Source organism: Aeoliella sp. (assembly GCF_965227375.1).
In the GTDB taxonomy this organism is placed as follows: domain Bacteria; phylum Planctomycetota; class Planctomycetia; order Pirellulales; family Lacipirellulaceae; genus Aeoliella.
In genome coordinates, this window is record NZ_CBDDFX010000001.1 from 2,153,300 (window position 1) to 2,170,888 (window position 17,589).

The following is a 17,589-nucleotide window of genomic DNA, read 5'->3' on the forward strand; positions in this document are numbered from 1 at the left end:
AAAAACCCGAGGTTTAGTAAACGCAGACGATGAACGTAGTCGGATGAGGTATCGCTCGCGTCGAGGTTTGTGCCCAGGTAAGATGAGCTTCGTCCCTTCTGATTACGTTCTCTTGTTTCGAAATCGCATGCTTAAGTATCTTCTGCCAGTCGCCATGCCCGTCTTGTTGTTCAGTGCGACCGCCGGAGCCGAAGAGCGCCCTCGGCCCGTGCGTGTTGGTGTTGTTGGTTTGGTACATACCCACGTGCACGGCATTCTGGGCCGCGGTGACCGGGGCGACATCGAGGTCGTCGGCATTGCCGAGCCCAACACGGAATTGGCGCGCCGCTATGCCGATCAACATGGTTTCAGCATGGACATCGTCTATCCCACGATTGAGGAGATGTTACAGAAGTCCAAGCCCGAGGCGGTTGCCGCGTTCAACACGATTCACGGCCACCTGGAAGTAGTGCGCGCTTGCGCGCCACGCAACATCCATGTGATGGTCGAGAAGCCGCTCGCTGTAAATCTTGCGCACGGACGCGAAATGGCGACCCTCGCCCGCGAGCACAACATCTTGCTGCTGACCAACTACGAAACCACCTGGTACGCCAGCAATGCGGAGGCTTACCGCCTGGCGCGGGACAGCGCGCTAGGGCCGCTGCGAAAAATCGTGGTTCATGATGGCCATTCTGGCCCTCGTGAGATTGGCGTCAACGAGGAGTTTCTCGAGTGGCTGGTCGATCCCAAACTCAACGGCGGCGGGGCGATTACCGACTTCGGTTGCTACGGGGCGAACCTTATCACGCAGCTGATGGGCAACAAGCGACCGCTGTCGGTGACGGCCGTGACCCAGCAGATCAAACCCGAGGTCTATCCCCACGTCGACGACGAAGCGACCATCCTGCTCCAGTACCCGCAGACGCAGGGCATCATCCAAGCTTCGTGGAACTGGCCGTTCAATCGCAAAGACATGGAGGTCTACGGCAAGACAGGCTACGTCATTTGCGTCGACGGTACCCGCATGCGAGTGCGACTGGCCGGCGAAGCCGAGGAACAACAGTTCACCGCGCCGAACATCGCCCCGCCGGCCAACGACCCCTTTGCACTGCTCGCAGCCGCCGTGCGGAAGTCTATCACCATCTCGCCATCGGACTTGTCATCGCTCGAAAACAATCTGATCGTGATGGAGATTTTGGAAGCGGCCAAGCAATCGGCGGCGAGCGGTAAGACGGTGGAATTGGATTGATGCGCAGGGTGGAGCATGGCTGCCGGCGTCGCCCGGACCAGCGCTTAGGAGTTAGCCGCGGAGCGGCGACCGCGCATAGCCTGGGACGCCAGTCCCTGGGACGCGTGCATTGAATAACGCAAGCCACGGAGTGGCGACAGCGATTCTGGGCAACGTATGCCATGCGAGGGGAGCCCGCTGTCGCCGCTCCGCGGCTCTCGGGTAATTGGCGTTCCCAACCTGGGGCTCGCGCCCCAGGCTATGCGCGGTCGCCACTCCGTGGCTACACGCTGTGCCGCGTTTTCTACGGCCACCGGCGGCCATAGTACTAAGGAAGCGGCGCGTTACTCCAGCTGCTGCTTCAACAACTCCGGGCGTTCGTTGTCGATCTTCACGATCAGCTCGCCGAACAGGGTGTTGGCCCAGGCGAACCAGTCGCGGGTGTAGTCCTGGGGGTCGTCTTTGTTGAACGCTTCGTGCATGAAACCGGTGTCGGCGTGGGTGTTTTTGAGCATCGTCAGGCACTGCGTGATCTCGTCGTCCGAGGCGCTAGTCATTGCTCGCAGGATGATGCCCATCGGCCAGATGCGGACTTTGCCGGTGTGAGGGCTCGCTTGTCCCTCGGCGGCCGTGCCGCGGAAGTAGTACGGGTTGTTTTCGCTCAAAAGGAACTTGCGCGTTCGCATGTAGATGGGGTCGCTCGGCTGGTGCACGCCGAGGTACGCCAGCGACATCAAACTTGGCACGTTGGCGTCGTCCCAGAACACGCGGTTGCCGTGGCCGTCGACTTCGTAGGCGTAGATCTCGCCGAAGTCGAGATGGTCGACCTTGGCGTACTTGTCGATCGCCGCCTGCACTTCGTTGGCCAGCGACTTGCACTCGTCGGCAGTCTCGTCGTCGTTCAATACGTCGCGGAAGATGGCCTCCATCTGCCCGAGCGATTGCACCGCGAACAGGTTCGACGGGATGAGGAACGGAAACAGCGTGCTGTCGTCGCTGGGGCGGAAGGCCGACGCGATCAGTCCCACCGGCTTCACCGGGCGGCTGGTGCCATCAAACGGCGGGGCGTCGAGCATGCGGTCGGTCTTGCGCGTGAAGCGGAACGGCGTGCCGTTCTTGCGTTGCTCGGTGCGGAACGTCTCGACAATCGTCTTCGCGGCGCGCTGCCAATCGTCGTCGAATATCGAAACATCGCCGGTCAGTTGGTAGTACTCGTTGGCCAGACGCACGGTGTAGCACAGCGAGTCGATCTCCCACTTCCGCTCGTGCACCCCGTCGATCGGCGTCGGGCGGTCGTCCTTCCAGTGCGACTCACGCTGCATGTCCTTGTAAAACGCGTTGGCGTACGGATCCAACAGCACGCACTTGGTCTGCCGCCGCACCAGGCCCTCGACCAGCTTCCGCAGCTTCTCGTCCTCTTTGATGTACGGCATGTACGGCCACACCTGGGCCGTGGAATCGCGGAGCCACATCGCGTCGATGTCGCCGGTGATGATGAACGTGTCGGGCTTGCCGTCGATCACCTCGTAGTCGACCGTTGTGTCGAGCGTGTTGGGGTAGCAGTTCTCGAACATCCACGCGAGCTCGGGATCGGCAATGCGACTCTTCACGTCGGCGATCGTCTTCTCGATGGTCGGGCTGGTGAAGCAACGTTCGCTTTCGGGCGGGCGTTTGGATTGGAACTCTGTTTGCGCGTCGAGGCGGCAGGGCAGGGCGGTGAGCGCGAGTAGTAGGATGACTTGTAAGGTGCGATGGGTGTTCATGGGGGTGTCTCTGGTGAAAGCCATTATTGTTGTGAAAGTCATGTCCGACTCGTGGTGCTGCCCTCCCCGCGGCTGAGACCGCGACCCTCCCGCAAGCGGGAGGGTGAAGACGTTAGTTTTCTAGTGCCGCGATTGCCACGGCGTACGCGCCAAGGCCCACGGCTTCGTTGGCGCCGAGGCGCGAGATGCCTACGGCGGTGCGGGGGTGGTACTCGGGCTCGCCGCTGGCCGATAGTGGTGGCGGTTGGTAGAACCTCTCGGCTTCGGACGGGTCTTCCAGGTTGTAAACGTGTTGCACCAGGCGCGGCTGCGCGCCGGGTTGGTCGGAGTAAGGGCTGTTGACCATCTTCAGTAGCGCCGGCATGAACAGCTCGTGCGACTTGGACAAGCCGCCGCCGATCACCACCAAACCATCGAGCACGGTGACCAGGTTTGCGATCGCGTCGCCCAGCACGAGACCGAGCTTGGCGAACGCTTCGCGCGCGGCCATGGCGTCGCCTTCGAGTTCTTCCTCCGCGATGCGGGCGATGTCGTGCGGAGTGCGCTCGCCCGCCTTGGGATCCGAGGCTGCCGCGGTGTACGCGCCGGTTACCGCGCGGATGCTCACGCCCTCTTCAGCGTTCACGTCGGGTTCGAGGCCGTGCCGCAGCAGCCAGACTTCGCCGGAGAGTGAGTTGTCGCCCTCGAGCAACTCGCCATTGAGCACAATGCCGCCGCCGAACCCGGTGCCGAGCGTTAGTCCGATCAAGTTGCGATACCGTTGCGGGCTGCCGGCCGCTTCGAGTTTGGAATTCACCTCGGGCAAGAGGCCGGCGGTCGCTTCGCCCAGCGCGAACAGGTCGCCATCGTTGTTGATCAGCACCGGGACGCCGAACCTCTCGGAGAGAATATCGGCGAGCGGCACGCCGCCCGCGTAGGCCGGCAGGTTGCCGACGTTGTACAACACGCCGCGGCGATAATCGGCCGGGCCGGGGAACGCAAAGCTGATCGCGCGCGGCGAACCACCTGCTGCATCGGCGACGCGCCCGAAGCCTTCGAACAAGTTGGCGAGGCTCCGCTCCCGGTCGTTGGCCTCGGCTGGTAACACCACGGTGTCGCCCACCTGCTTGCCATCGCACAACGCGGCGAACGAGAAATTCGTCCCGCCAGCATCGAGCGTGAGGACCAGCGGTTTGTCCGAGTTCCCGGTCATGTTGCCACCTGCTTGGCCGCAATCCGCCGCTGGCTCCACCAGCCGTAGAAGCCGATGTAGATGTAGCTAATGATGGGCACCAGGAAGGCGGCGCGGACACCCACGAAGTCGGCCGTGGCGCCCATGATCAGCGGAAAAATCGCACCGCCGACGATCATCATCACCAATAGCGACGAACCTTGCGAAGTGTGCTCACCCAGATCGTCGATGGCCAGCGTAAAGATGTTCGACCACATAATCGAGTTGAATAGCCCGATACCGAGCGCTGCCCACAGAGCAATTTTGCCACTAGCCAGTGCCGTGACCACAAGCAGCAGGATTAACGTGGCACAGAAGATGGCCAGCGTGAGCGCAGGTTTGCCTTTGCCCACGGCTAACGTGCCCAGGCAGAGGACTACCAGGCCAATAAACGGCAAGAGTTCGGCGAACGGCATGAACTCCATGGTGAACACGTTGCCCTCGTGGCGAATCGCCGTGACGAAGTAAATCAGCGCAATCAAGCCGGCTGCGGTAAGCACAATGTAGATAGGCTTCTTGGCAGGATTGGCCATCTGGGTCATGGCAATCGCACCGCACAGACGGCCGATCATCAGGCCTCCCCAATAGTAGGAGAGGTAGATACTGGCGACGTCTTCAGGCCAGCCCATGATGTCTTCGTGCGCCATGAAGTTGATCAAGAAGCTGCCGATAGCCACCTCGGCGCCGACATATAGGAAGATTCCGATCATCCCTAATACGAGCTGTGGGAACTGCAGGGCGTTGCCCCCCTCGATCTTGTTACCGCCGGCGATGGAAGGGAGTTTGCTTACGCCAACCAATACGGCAAGAGCGAGGAACATTCCGCCGTAAATCAGGTAGGGCGTTTCGATGGATTGAAGTGTCACTTCGCCCTCGGACGCAAACACTTTGTAGAGCAATAGTCCTCCTACAATCGGTGCGAGCGTGGTGCCAAGCGAATTGAACCCCTGCGCGAGATTCAAACGTGCCGAAGCGTTCTCCGGCTTACCGAGGATCGCGGCGTAAGGATTCGCCGCGATCTGCAGAATGGTCACGCCGGTTGCTAGCAGAAACAACGCCCCCAGGAAGAACGGGTAGTAAGCAAAGCCCGCCGCTGGAGAAAACAAGGCACAACCCGCCGCGCATACGATCAGCGCTAGTACGATCGTCTTCTGGTAGCCGAATCGGTTGATCGGATCGCCACTACTGGAAGAAATTCCGAAGTAGATGGCTGAAATCACAAAGAAAGCGCCAAAGAACGCACCTTGAACAAGCGCTGCCTGGAAGAACGACAGCTCGAAGCTGCCCTTCAGGAAGGGGATCAACACATCATTCATCACCGTGATGAAGCCCCAAAAGAAGAACAACAACGTGATGGTGATGAACGGCCCTGTCGTTTTACCACTATAGACCGAATTGGGCGCGGCCTCGGACGACTCGTAGGGATTGGTCGAAGTATCAACAGCACCTGGCATAGATGGATCCCGTTACGGAATGAAAGGTAAGAGGTAGCGATAGCAACTCAGCTCACTCGCCGAACGGGCGGTCGGCCGGTTCGGTGGCCCACTCGGTGTTCGGCGTGGTGCTCATTTCGAGCTCAAGCACGCCGCCCGAGGCGATCTCGTCGTGCGAAATCCACGAGCGGGTGAGTGGCTTGCCATTGAGCTTCATGCTTTGGATATGAATCGCTTCATCGGAGTTGCCATTAGCTTCAATCACGAAGTCCTTACCGTTTTGCAGGTGGATCGTTGCCTTGGCGAAGCGGGGGCTGCCGAGCACGTAGCCAGGCTTGCCGGGGCACACGGGGTAGAAGCCCAGCGTACTGAACAGGTACCAGGCCGACATCTGGCCGTTGTCTTCGTCGCCGCAGTACCCGTCGGGCCCCGCGCCGTACAGCGTGTCGACTACCTGACGGACTGGCGCGGCGGTCTTCCACGGCTGGCCGCCGAAGTTATACAGGTACAGCACGTGATGCACCGGCTGGTTGCCGTGGGCGTACTGGCCCATCTTGCATGCGACCATCTCGGTCATCTCGTGAATCACACCGCCGTAGTGCCCAACGCCGAACGTGGGTTCGGCAGCCAGCATCTCGTCGAGTTTATCGACGAACGCCTGATCGCCGCCCATTAGGTCGATCAAGCCAGGCACGTCGTGCAGCACGCTCCAACTGTAATGCCACGAGCTGCCCTCGGTGAACGGGCCGCCCCACTCGTCGGCCTTGAAGTTCGGCCGCCATTGGCCATCAGCCTCGCGGCCGCGCATCATGCCGACCTCAGGATCGAACACGTTGCGGTAGTTCTGCGCCCGCTCTAGCAGCATCGGCACCACATCGTCGCGGCCGGCTGCCTTGCACACCTGGGCGGCGCACCAATCGTCGTAGGCGAACTCCAACGTCCGCGCGGTGGCCTCGCCGGTGCGATCGCTGGCGACGTAGCCCAGGTTGATGTACTCCCGCAGACCCTTGCGGCCGTATGCACCGTTGTCGCTGAACGCGGTGGCATCTTTGATCGACGCTTCGGCGGCCGTTTGCAGATCGAAGTCGGTGATGCCTTTGCACAGTGCGTCGGCGATCACGCTCTCAACGTGCGTGCCGATCATGCAGTCGCGGTAGCCGGGGCTGGCCCATTTGGGGAACCAGCCGCCCTCCTTGTAGGCGTTAATCCAGCCGCGAACCATCGAGGCGTTGATCTCAGGATCCACCACGCTCAACAGCGGATAGACCGCGCGGAACGTATCCCAAAAACCGTTGTCGGCGTACATCTCGCCCGGCTCGACCTTGCCCGAGTACGGACTGTAGTGCACCATCTCGCCATCGGCGTTGAACTCGTGGAAGATGCGGGGGAACAGCAGTGCGCGGTACAGGTTCGAATAGAACGTGACCATCTGTTCGTCGGTAGCGCCTTCGATCTCGATGACCGACAGCCGCTTGTTCCACTCGGCTTTGGCGTCCTCGACGACCTGATCGAACGACTTCTCGCCGATTTCGCGGTCGAGGTTCACCTGCGCCTGATCGTGACTGATGAACGAAGTGCCGACCGCGAGATTGGCGGTCGTCTTGCCCGCCAGGTCGAGCTTCACGGCGATCCAGTGGCGGTCGCCCGAGCGTTCGACCTCGGTGATCTTGCAATCGAACTTGGCCACGAACCGGCAACCAAAGTCGCCAGCCACGCCGCCGCGATTGAATCGACCGACGGCGCGGATCAAGCCCTCGTCCTCGTCGACTTCAAAGTCGCCCACGCCGTAGGTGTCGAAGTGCACCCAGGCGTTCGCGCCCTCCGGGTAGGTGAAACGCATCGCACTGCATCGTGTCGTGGCGGTCATCTCCGCGCGGATGTCGGTGTCCTCGAGCGTCACTCCATAGTAGTAGGCCTTCGACTCCTCCGTGTCGTGCGAGAACTTCGAAACCGGCAGCGGTCCGCCGGTCGGGCCATCGACGAAAGGCATGATGCCAAAGTTGCCGTAGTCGCCCATCCAGGGACTCGGCTGATGCGTCGCGTGGAAGCCTCGCAACTCGTTCTTGCTGTACTGATAGATCCAGCCGGTTTCGTCCCCGGTGCGCGGCGTCCAGAACGTCATACCAAACGGCGCGGCCACGGCCGGGTAGATGTTGCCGTTGGAGAACTTGAACTCCGAGTCGGTGCCGATCAGCGGACTCGCCAGTTTGGCGTAGTCGGTTGCGGCAGCGGCGGGTCGGGTGAAGCAGCTTGCCAGCGCAAGCAGCGTGATGCATAGACGTAGAGAGGTATTCATGGCCAAGGTCACTTAGTGGAAGAACACGGACGACTAACGATTCGCAACTGCGCATACGCTTGCGCAAGCAAGGGGCAGTTGCGGCGCCGAGGCCCGTAAACTTGGGCAGTCGTCTGGAGAAACCTTGGCACGCAAAATCGAGTATGTTTTTTGCAACCGCGCCCGTCAAGCCTCGAGCGGCCGAACGGCGCCCAGGGTGGGCCAATCCGCACAGAATTACCGCGGTTGTGGGCTACCTCGGGGTTGCCTCACCGCCGCCGTGGCGGGCGAATCACCGGGCGCTGCAGCAACTTGCTCATGGCTGTGAGGTTGCGGCTGAACTGCTCGCTCGACAGGTACTTGTCGCCTCGCGTCATCTTCGCCTGGCCGACGAGCGGCTGTCCGTCGTAAGTGCTTACCCACCGCCCTTTGTCGTCGAGGTCGTCGATGATCTGCTGGACCGTTTCGCGTGCGACGAGCTCGGGCTTGGCTTTGTCGCCGCGGCGCACGGAATTGTAACGCTGCTTCAGTTCCGCCAACTGCGACTCGACTTTCCAGCCGTAGTGATCTGGCAGGTTCGTATCGCTGTAGGTCAACTCGTACGCCCTGCCTCGACGCGTCATGTAGAGCGGGCGATTGGTTTGCAGTTCGTAGTACCGCGCAAGACGACCGTCGGGCAGTAGCGATTGCTCGAGATACGCAAGCGCCTTGGGGATTGGCTGCAGGTACTTCTGGTCACCCGTCATTTCGGCGATTAAGCAAAGCGTAGCAATCGTTTCCTGCGACTCGTCACTTGCGATTGCTGCAGGCTCGAACTTGCGGGCCCAGATCGGTTGCATCTGGTAGTTGTACTGCTGCGCCCAACCGGGTTGAGGGTTGGGCATCTGGGCAAGAACTAGAAAGTCGCCCAGTTTGCGGAGCGCGTCGAGATAACGCTCGTCGCCATACACCCGATGCGCGTCGACGAGCGCCTGGGCGACGTACCCGCACACGTTGTCGTTCAGCGTGTACATGTTCCAGTACTCTTTGATGCGGCCCTCGGTGCGCCAATCGTAGTCGGGGTAGCTCGCCGGCAGGATCGGCTGCGGCTCGACCGGTCCTTCCCACACTTGAGGAAACGCCCCGTTGGGGAACTGCGCGGCCAACAGGGCGTCCAGAGCGATGGTCGCCGATTGATGGATCGCTGCGTGCTTAAACTCGTGCGCCTCGTCGACCGCGATAAGCAGCCGAAGGGCCGACTGCGTCTGTCCATCGTCGAGCGACGAATAGTTCTTGCCGCGCCCCTTTCCATTCAGATAGTCGGCCGAACGCTCACCTTGCGGATCAAAGTCGATGCAGTTGGTCCACCCGCCCGACTTCAAATGTCCATATACGAGCGTCTCGGCCGCTGCGGTGGCCGCGTCCAGGTAGTCGGCGTCGCCGGTTGCCTTGTAAGCTTCCACAAACGCCAACCCCACGGTCGGCGTGCCCGGTGGTTGGACCCAGATTTGATCCTTCGTGGCGACTCCTTCACCCCACCGCTGCTCGAGATCGAGCGAGTAAAAGTAAACGTACCCACCATGCGACGCGACCTCGTGGCGATAGAAGTCCGCGGCCCGCTTCATGGCTGCGGTAACCTCTTCGCGAAACGCTTGGTCGTCGGCGTGGACGGGGACGCACGCGAACAGCAGTACGGCGGCGATGGCGGCTTGGGAGGAGTTCATCGGTTCCAGTTTACCCATGGGCCCAAAACGGGTTTTGCCCCAGTTATGGGGAATTACGATTCATTGGCCCAAAACCCTTCGAGTTTTGGTCCCACCCGAGTAGTAAAACCCCTTGTTTTCTCGATCAAAAACGCACACGGTGGGACCAAACGCTCCGCGTTGTTCCCCGCATGTTTCACTAGTTGGCCCAAAACCCAGCCGGCCGGCCCAAAGCTCAAGGTGGGTTCAGCGAGCCGAACGTCGGTGTCCCCAAAGTGGGATCGTACTTCTCACGGCCATTTCCGACGTTGCACAACGTTGTCCAAACCCATTGGATCACACCACTGCACGATTTCAACCGCGATTCTTTTACACGCACCATTTCGTGTATCGCCGACATTCGCGGCGGAGGTGTGCCCGCGAACTAATCCGCGCTCATGATCAGTGGAGATTGGCGCTCATTCGTATTCCGAAAACTATCCGGCGAGCCCGGAAGCATCAGCGCCCGGAGTTGAATTGCGGTGAAGTTGCCTCAAGTAGAACGGCAGCGCGGCGACCACCGCAATCGCTAGCGGCACAGCAGCGGATGGCTCGGGGATTGGCAGAAAGGCCATGCCGCTAGTTTGGGGAAGATCAAGAGGGGAGACTTGGTTGATCGCGCCCGTGACCGGATCGATGGAGACCAACATGTTGTCAGTTCCATCAATGGTATAGAGCAATCCGGACGTTGCGTCGAAGGCAAGCCCGCTGCCGATGCCGGGAACACGGTCGACGATCGACGTGCCAATTCCAGTTGCCGGGTCAAACGCCAAGAGCCCCAGATGATTCCAAGCATAGAGAGTGTGGGACGTGGAATCAAACGCCAGGCTGTGTAGCCCAATGTCGATGTGCACACCATCGACTTCGGTTGGCGAAATGGCCAATACCTCCTGTGTGTCGCGGTCGAAGGTGACGATGGAACCTATATTCTCCACGAGGATTGCACGTCGCGCTGGGTCGTAGGCCATGTTGTTGACGCCAGCAACATGCAAGGCTGGCAGCGTGCCGATCTGCGTTTCCACGTGAGTGTCGGGATCGAACTCCATCAGCCTGCCGGTTCCCAGACCGTAGGCAATCAAAGTGCCCGCGACAGGATCGGCCGTGAGACCCACAAAGCCATCGTTGTAGGGTCCGCCGATGATAGTCGCTTCACCGGTCGCCACATCGATCTCCGCCAGGGATTGAGCGACTCCATCCCAGGTGAGCGTAAAGAGCCGCCCCGCCGCGTTGGCCGCGGACATATGTGGAAGGACGGCCAGTATGGCGAGAATCAAGACCTGCAGGCAACGAATGTGAATCATGGGTGTCGAGATCAATTCAAGAAGTCGATTGTGCAAACAAAAAAACCGCCACCAAACCCATTCACGGCCCACGAAGGCAGTGCCAGGAGTTCGATGGCGGTTTTTGAGGGATTAGCTGTTCTCTAGGTGGTACTCAGGTGATTACTGTTTTCAGCCTAGATGCTACCGGGCGTTGTGTCAACTTTGGGGTATCACCACCAAGCCGAGTCGTACGTTCGCGCAAACCATAGGCCGCGAATCCATGCGAAGAGTCACGAATAGAGTGGGTTGCACGAGCCCGATGGACACGATGCAACAATAGTGGACTCAACCATCATGCGCTGTTAGCCCCGCCGTTTACGGCGGGGTGATATGAGAGTTCTCCCTCCGGCGGTCGAGGAGCAGATTCACCATTTGTCGGAGTACGACCGAGACCGCAATGCGGCCACGGGTTGCCTCCGTTCAGTGATCTAGCTCGGCACTCGCCAGCACGCGACCCAGCGGAGCATCCGGCCACACGTGGCCGAACTCGATGCATTGGTTGGCATGTTCCAATGCGCTGGAGACGAGCGATTGATGTTCGTCGCTCAGTACATCTTCCAAGAACACCTGCTCCAATAGTTCGCGCGACGACTTGCGAAGTAGCAGCAGTAGAAACTGTTCGGCGACCCTTGAGGGCGTGGGGATGCCGTAGTTCTTCTGCCATTCTCGGGGCCAGCCGCTTTTAAGTGCCGTGTCCCAGTGCCGCCCGATTTCCGACGCCAACCATAAGATACACGTGGTGGGATGGGAATTGCGAAAGTCGTCGAAGAAGTCGTTCAGGTCACAACCCACAAACGCCGCGAACTGGGTTGCGTCATCGCAAACCCACCAACTGTCATGGCAGGCATCGTTTTGGATGCGGGCAAATATCCATTCGCGAACCGTGGCCACTTCTTCCGCGTCCCACTGTTGCCACTCCACGTCATTGAGCAGCTTTACGAACAACTCCTGAAACCAGACGCCCACAGTTTGTCGATTCATTAAATCGGTTGAAGAGTGGTTGCGCGCTACCCGAGGCAAAAAGTACTGCACGGCTTGCTTCAACTCGCCCGGCGGACCACAGACCGAGTGCCAACCAAAGTCCTTGAACTCTTCCTCTGAAAGCTCCCACACGCTGTGCTTGATTGTCACGCTCGAGTCGGTCATGTCACCCCAGTGCGCGGTGCCACGATAGTTGCGGAACACGCGGCTCAGTTCCTCCAAGGCATTGTCGAGTCGGCGTTGGGCTGTGTCTTTACTCATCAGAGATTCAAGCGAAGCTGCAAGGCGAGTCCTTGCTTCCATCATAGCCGGACCGCCACGCGGTCCGCGACCTGCAACCAATCGGATAAGAGACGTCCAACCCCGGTTCACTTCCGGCCGCATCAACGCTCCGGCCAATGGTGCATCGCTCGCTCGGCCGATGAACGTACTGAACACAAAACCTGGGGCGGCGCTTGCTCGTTCCTCGCTGCTTGCCCCAGGCTGGCATGTTAGGCCTCTTCGGGGCACCCTTGGATCAACGGCCTTTCGCGCCATTCGCGTGATTCGCGGGCAACCCTCCGGCGCGACGAGCGGTCGTGACTGGCTACTCCGCTGTTCCGAAACCGTTTGCCAAATAAAAGAAACGCATCGCCCTCATGTCACCTCCGGTGCGACTTTCGGGCGATGCGTTTGGGGGGCATCGGTTGAGTTGTAAATGGCTGCTGGCGGGCGTCCGTGGTGCCCCACACATCCTGTTACCAGCAGCCCGTGTGGTTGAGGGGTCGGGATTCAGAGGTCGGGGCTCAGCTTAAACGGCATCGTATCGATTCGTTCCCTGCCTTGCCACCGGCCTCTAGCCTCTCGCCTCTCAGCTGCATCCCATGCTGTTGCCACAGTTGTGGCACAGGTAGCAGTTGCCGTTGCGGACTGTGATGCTGCCACAGTTTTCGCAAGCGGGGGCGTCGGCCTGGAAGCCGGCGAACTGTTCGCTGCGGTTGTGGTGAGCCTCTGGCTCGTCGGACATCACCGCGCCGGCTCGTTCGAGCAGTTTGGCGCTCAATTCGGCCATCGCTTGTGCCGAGCCGTTGCCGCCGGTGTGACCATTGGCATGACCGTTGGTCTCGCCGGGGGCCTTGGTGGCAGTGTCGGCGGCTTGGGCTTCAGTGCCCCCGCTCAGCCCATCGGCCTTCTTGGCGACGGGCTTGATCTCGGTGAGACCGTCCTCCTTACCGCTGGGCCCGGCAAGCTTCCCGCCCGCGTCGTTGTCACCCGGCGCGGAGCCACTTGTGGCTTCCCTGTATCCAGGCAGGAATTCATTGCCGAGCCAACGGAAGATGTAGTCGATCAAACTCTTGGCGATGCGGATGTCGGGGTTCTTGGTGTAACCCTGCGGCTCGAATCGCATGTGCGAGAACTTTCGCACGTAGTCTTCCAGCGGCACGCCGTACTGCAAGCTCATCGACACGCTGGTGCCGAACGCGTCCATCAAGCCACCGATCGTGGAGCCCTCTTTGGCCATGGTGATGAACAACTCGCCCGGGCGGCCGTCGGGGAACATGCCGACGGTGATGTAGCCCTCGTGGCCAGCGACGCTGAACTTGTGCGTCTTGCTGTCGCGAGTGTCGGGCAGGCGTTCGCGGCGGGGCTTGCCGATGGCGGCCTCGTCCTTGGCCTTCTGGTCCCGCTTGGTGTTGAGCGGCTGGCTGTCCTTCGAACCATCGCGGTAGATCGCGAGGGCCTTAAGACCAAGCTTCCAACCGTCGTAGTACGCCTCGGCGATTTCCTCGGGCGTGGTGTCACGCGGCATGTTGACCGTCTTGCTGATCGCTCCGGAGAGGAACGGCTGCGCGGCGGCCATCATCGTGACGTGGGCCTTCCACGGAATGCTCCGCGTACCGCCCGACGGGGTGAACGCACAGTCGAAGATCGGCAGGTGCTCTTCTTCCAGGTCGACCGCACCTTCGATGGTGTCCTCGCGATCGATGTGCGCCAGGATCGACTCGATCTGTGGCTGGCTGTAACCCAGCGTTTCCAGAGCGAGCGGCACCGTGCGGTTGACGATCTTCAGCATGCCGCCGCCGGCAAGCTGCTTGTACTTCACCAGCGCGATGTCCGGCTCGATGCCGGTGGTGTCGCAATCCATCATGAAGCTGATGGTGCCGGTGGGAGCAAGCACCGTGGCCTGGGCGTTGCGGAAGCCGTGCACCGCGCCGGCGGCCAGCACGTCGTCCCACACCGTGCGAGCCGCGCCGACCAGGTAGTCGGGGCAGGCCGCGTCGATGTTCTCGACCTGGTCGCGGTGCATCTGCATCACGCGATTCATCGGTTGGGCGTTCTCCTCGTAGCAGTCGAACGTGCCCACCGCCTCGGCCAGCTCGGCGCTGGTGAGGTTGGCCGCTCCGTGCAACATGGCGGTGATCGCACCGCACACGCCGCGGCCTTCGTCCGAGTCATAACCCTTGCCGGCCGCCATCAGCAGGCTGCCGAGGTTTGAGTAGCCCAGACCCAGCGGGCGGAACAGGTGGCTGTTGCGAGCGATGTTCGCCGTGGGATAGCTGGCGTGGTCGACCAGAATCTCCTGAGCGATGAAGTACAACCGGCAAGCCGCCATGAAGCGGTCGCTGTCGAACGTGCCATCCTTCTGGCGGAACTTCATCAGGTTGATGCTCGCCAGGTTGCAGGCCGTGTCGTCGAGGAACATGTACTCGCTGCACGGGTTCGAAGCGTTGATCCGTCCACTGTTGGGGCAGGTGTGCCAGTTGTTGATGGTGGTGTCGTACTGCACGCCGGGATCGCCGCAGTGCCACGCACAATCGGCCATCCGATCGAGCACCTCGCGAGCCTGGTAGGTCGGGCCCTCGGTGGTGTTGTCAGTCACCCAGCGGGTGGTCCACTTCTCGTCGTTCTCCACGGCTTGCATGAAGTCGTCGGTAACGCGGATCGACAGGTTGGCGTTCTGGAACATCACCGAGCTGTACGCTTCGCCGTTGAAGTTGGCTTCGTACTTACCGCTGGCGATCAGCGTTTGCGCCTTCTTTTCTTCGTTCCACTTGCACTCGATGAACTCCATCACGTCCGGGTGCCAGACCTTGATCGACTGCATCTTGGCCGCGCGGCGAGTCTTGCCGCCGCTCTTTACCACTGCAGCAATCTGGTCGTACACCCGCATGAAGGAGAGCGGGCCGGAGGGGATGCCGCCGCCGGAGAGCTTCTCGCGCTTGCTACGCAACGTGGAGAGGTCGGTGCCGGTGCCGGAACCGAACTTGAACAGCATGGCCTCGCTGGTCGCGAGTCGCATGATGTCTTCCATGTTGTCCGAAACGTGCTGAATAAAGCAGGCGGAGCCTTGGGGGTACTCGTAGGGATTCTCGGGCTGCACGACGTCCTGCGTCTGCGGATCCCAACGCCAGTTGCACTTGTCGCCACGCACGCCGTACTGGTGGTACAGGCCGACGTTGAACCACACTGGCGAGTTGAACGCCCCATGCTGGTGCAGGCAGAGCCACGACAGATCGCGATAGAACCGCTCGCCGTCGGCCGCCGAAGCAAAGTAGCCGTCTTCCAGGCCCCAGTCGGTGATGGTCCGCGTCACGCGGTGCACCAGTTGGCGGACGCTGTACTCGCGCTCCTCGGTGCCGATCTCGCCGTAGAAGTATTTGCTGCAGATAACGTTGGTTGCCAGCTGACTCCAGAAGCTGGGGACTTCGCAGTTGTCCTGCTCGAACAGGACTTCGCCGTTCTCGCCTTTGATCTGCGATGTGCGAACCTCCCAATTTACCGTGTCGAACACGTCGTCCACGTTGTCGGGGCAGAAGGTGGTATCGACCTTCAACCTGCCGTGAAATTTCTTTTCGCCGGGCTTGGGAGCGGACGAGGAGGCGGGTGACGACAAACCGGTATCTATAGCCATTGAGAGAATCTCCTATTCTGCAAAGCGAGAAAAACGGGGCATCCATGTCCGTTGGGGGGAGCGTCCACATGCAAAGTGCCAATATAGATTCGCACGGTACATTTGTACACACCACCCGCAGCCGAGTCATCGGCAAACGAGGCCGCCGATCTGGAGGTTACCTGGCTTAACACCAGACTCCGTCACGACTTATTGCGAGGCCCCACTACATCTTGGTGGTAAAGCCTCAAATCCCGGTACTTACCGAGGTCTGCAGTATCATCGACCCAATATATTGTATCTGATGCCCAATTCGCTACAACATTTGGGTGGCTGAAGGCAAAATCATACGCGCTGGCCGTCGGTCGTCAATCCAATTCTTTGTATTCCCTAAGTCGCTAGCACACAACAGGTTGTGGCGACGTGTGAAGTGATAGCGAAGCTAGCATGAAGCTAGTGTGAAGGACTTAACATGCTTTCTGTAAAGGACTTAGGTAAATAGACACTTGATTGCGGGCCCGCGCTGCTCCGGGAAAAGTTTTCCGAAGGAAGTTGCCCCGCGCGGCCCAAACCGCTCGACACATTTTGCCAGGTCTTCCTCGCCCGCCCAAACCTAACCGGTAAGTTCGTGATTCCGCGGCCGCCGATTGTAGCCGGGCGTTGCAGGGACGTGGATAATTGTAGCCAATCGAAGACGAGGTTGAGGGGGCTCCTGACCATTTCAATTGACCATGTCACCGCAACAGTCAACCAAGGCAGCAGCCGAATCCGAAGTTGAGACGATTCTCGAGCACGTCCGCAGTGACTTCGAGCACAACGAGGATTTTGGCGGCCTGAACTTTGATTCAACACCTGTCTATCACTATGTGGTCAGCGGTTCTCATGTCGATCCAGATCTTGGCCGCGAGTATGTTCCGCTGAATGAGCCCGTCAACTCCTACCGGCGCCGCAAGATCTCGCAGCGAAACAATAAAGTCCGAGAGTTGGTTGCCGAGTTGTTAGAATCGCTGAAGGCTGGCAAGCCTGTTCAGAGCGTTCAAGAAGAGTTGAACAAGAAGCAGACTCACAACGCGGTCCACTTGGCGGCATCACCTGACGAACTTCGGATGATTCTAACCGCTGTCTTTGAGGCTGACGAATGCATGCTGGGATGTCTTGACGGAGGTTACTACGATTTCGTTGGTGAAAAGGCGATCATCTACGGCTGGGAAGAGGCATTGCCTTGTGAAGGCGGTGTGACTGACCGATACTTTGAGGCCGAAATGCAGCGGCAGAGTGGCAGCCAATAGAACTGGAGTGGCGACTTCTGCGAGATCTGAAAACAATACGTAACGAACCGCACAACGACGGATAACACAAAACCGAGCCGGCGGGCTGGGCCCAAACTGAAACCAACACGTAGCATGAAAAAACCACCCCCCGGCACCGCCGAGCGCATCGCCAAGATGACCTTTGCGTCGGTCTACCCTCACTACGTTGCGAAGGTCGAGAAGAAGGGCAAAACCGTCAAGGAACTGCACGAAGTGATAAAGTGGCTTACTGGCTACGATACGAAGAAGCTGAAAGCAATTATCAAGAACGAAGTGACGTTCGAGGAGTTCTTCAAAAAAGCCAAACTCCATCCCAACGCCCACCTGATCACGGGCGTGATTTGCGGTTACCGAGTCGAAGAACTTGAAGATCCGCTGATTCAACAAACCAGGTATCTCGACAAGCTCGTCGACGAGTTGGCTAAGGGGAAAAAGATGGAGAAGATATTGCGGAGTGAGTGAGGTTTCTCTTTCGTCGTTGTTGAACAGGTCTCAA

General features: G+C 59.9%; 11 protein-coding genes. 3 read left to right on the forward strand and 8 right to left on the reverse strand.

Going from position 1 to position 17,589, the window contains the following annotated elements; genetic code table 11:
- Positions 1 to 127: 127 nt before the first annotated feature.
- A complete protein-coding gene (locus ACQK2L_RS08775) occupies positions 128 to 1,228 on the forward strand; it encodes a Gfo/Idh/MocA family protein (RefSeq protein WP_425396570.1) in 1,101 nt (366 codons plus the stop codon).
- Positions 1,229 to 1,551: 323 nt separating this feature from the next.
- On the opposite strand, the gene ACQK2L_RS08780 is transcribed toward ACQK2L_RS08775, so the two are convergent.
- The 8 genes from ACQK2L_RS08780 to ACQK2L_RS08815 form a co-directional block, all read right to left on the reverse strand.
- Complete coding sequence (locus ACQK2L_RS08780) at positions 1,552 to 2,970, reverse strand: glycoside hydrolase family 125 protein (RefSeq protein WP_425396571.1); 1,419 nt, start codon at positions 2,968 to 2,970, stop codon at positions 1,552 to 1,554.
- Between the two features lie 112 nt (positions 2,971 to 3,082).
- The gene (locus ACQK2L_RS08785) at positions 3,083 to 4,162 is read right to left on the reverse strand and encodes an ROK family protein (RefSeq protein ID WP_425396572.1); all 1,080 of its coding nucleotides are present in this window, start codon (positions 4,160 to 4,162) and stop codon (positions 3,083 to 3,085) included.
- The gene (locus ACQK2L_RS08790; protein ID WP_425396573.1) at positions 4,159 to 5,634 is read right to left on the reverse strand and encodes a sugar MFS transporter; all 1,476 of its coding nucleotides are present in this window, start codon (positions 5,632 to 5,634) and stop codon (positions 4,159 to 4,161) included. The genes ACQK2L_RS08785 and ACQK2L_RS08790 overlap by 4 nt, the downstream gene beginning before the upstream one ends.
- A gap of 52 nt (positions 5,635 to 5,686) precedes the next feature.
- Complete coding sequence (locus tag ACQK2L_RS08795; protein ID WP_425396574.1) at positions 5,687 to 7,909, reverse strand: GH92 family glycosyl hydrolase; 2,223 nt, start codon at positions 7,907 to 7,909, stop codon at positions 5,687 to 5,689.
- A gap of 248 nt (positions 7,910 to 8,157) precedes the next feature.
- Entirely contained in the window at positions 8,158 to 9,591 is a 1,434-nt protein-coding gene (locus ACQK2L_RS08800) for a pectate lyase (protein ID WP_425396575.1), read from the reverse strand.
- Positions 9,592 to 10,046: 455 nt separating this feature from the next.
- Complete coding sequence (locus ACQK2L_RS08805) at positions 10,047 to 10,910, reverse strand: hypothetical protein (RefSeq protein ID WP_425396576.1); 864 nt, start codon at positions 10,908 to 10,910, stop codon at positions 10,047 to 10,049.
- Positions 10,911 to 11,351: 441 nt separating this feature from the next.
- Positions 11,352 to 12,173 carry a hypothetical protein gene (locus ACQK2L_RS08810; RefSeq protein ID WP_425396577.1) on the reverse strand — a complete coding sequence of 274 codons (822 nt, stop codon included), beginning with the start codon at positions 12,171 to 12,173 and terminating at the stop codon, positions 11,352 to 11,354.
- Positions 12,174 to 12,762: 589 nt separating this feature from the next.
- Complete coding sequence (locus tag ACQK2L_RS08815; RefSeq protein ID WP_425396578.1) at positions 12,763 to 15,804, reverse strand: vitamin B12-dependent ribonucleotide reductase; 3,042 nt, start codon at positions 15,802 to 15,804, stop codon at positions 12,763 to 12,765.
- A 710-nt stretch (positions 15,805 to 16,514) separates the two neighbouring features.
- On the opposite strand from ACQK2L_RS08815, the gene ACQK2L_RS08820 reads away from it, so the two are divergent.
- Complete coding sequence (locus tag ACQK2L_RS08820) at positions 16,515 to 17,072, forward strand: hypothetical protein (RefSeq protein ID WP_425396579.1); 558 nt, start codon at positions 16,515 to 16,517, stop codon at positions 17,070 to 17,072.
- Positions 17,073 to 17,186: 114 nt separating this feature from the next.
- Positions 17,187 to 17,555, forward strand: coding sequence for a DUF2200 domain-containing protein (locus tag ACQK2L_RS08825; RefSeq protein ID WP_425396580.1), 369 nt, complete (start codon positions 17,187 to 17,189; stop codon positions 17,553 to 17,555).
- The last annotated feature ends 34 nt before the right edge of the window (positions 17,556 to 17,589 follow it).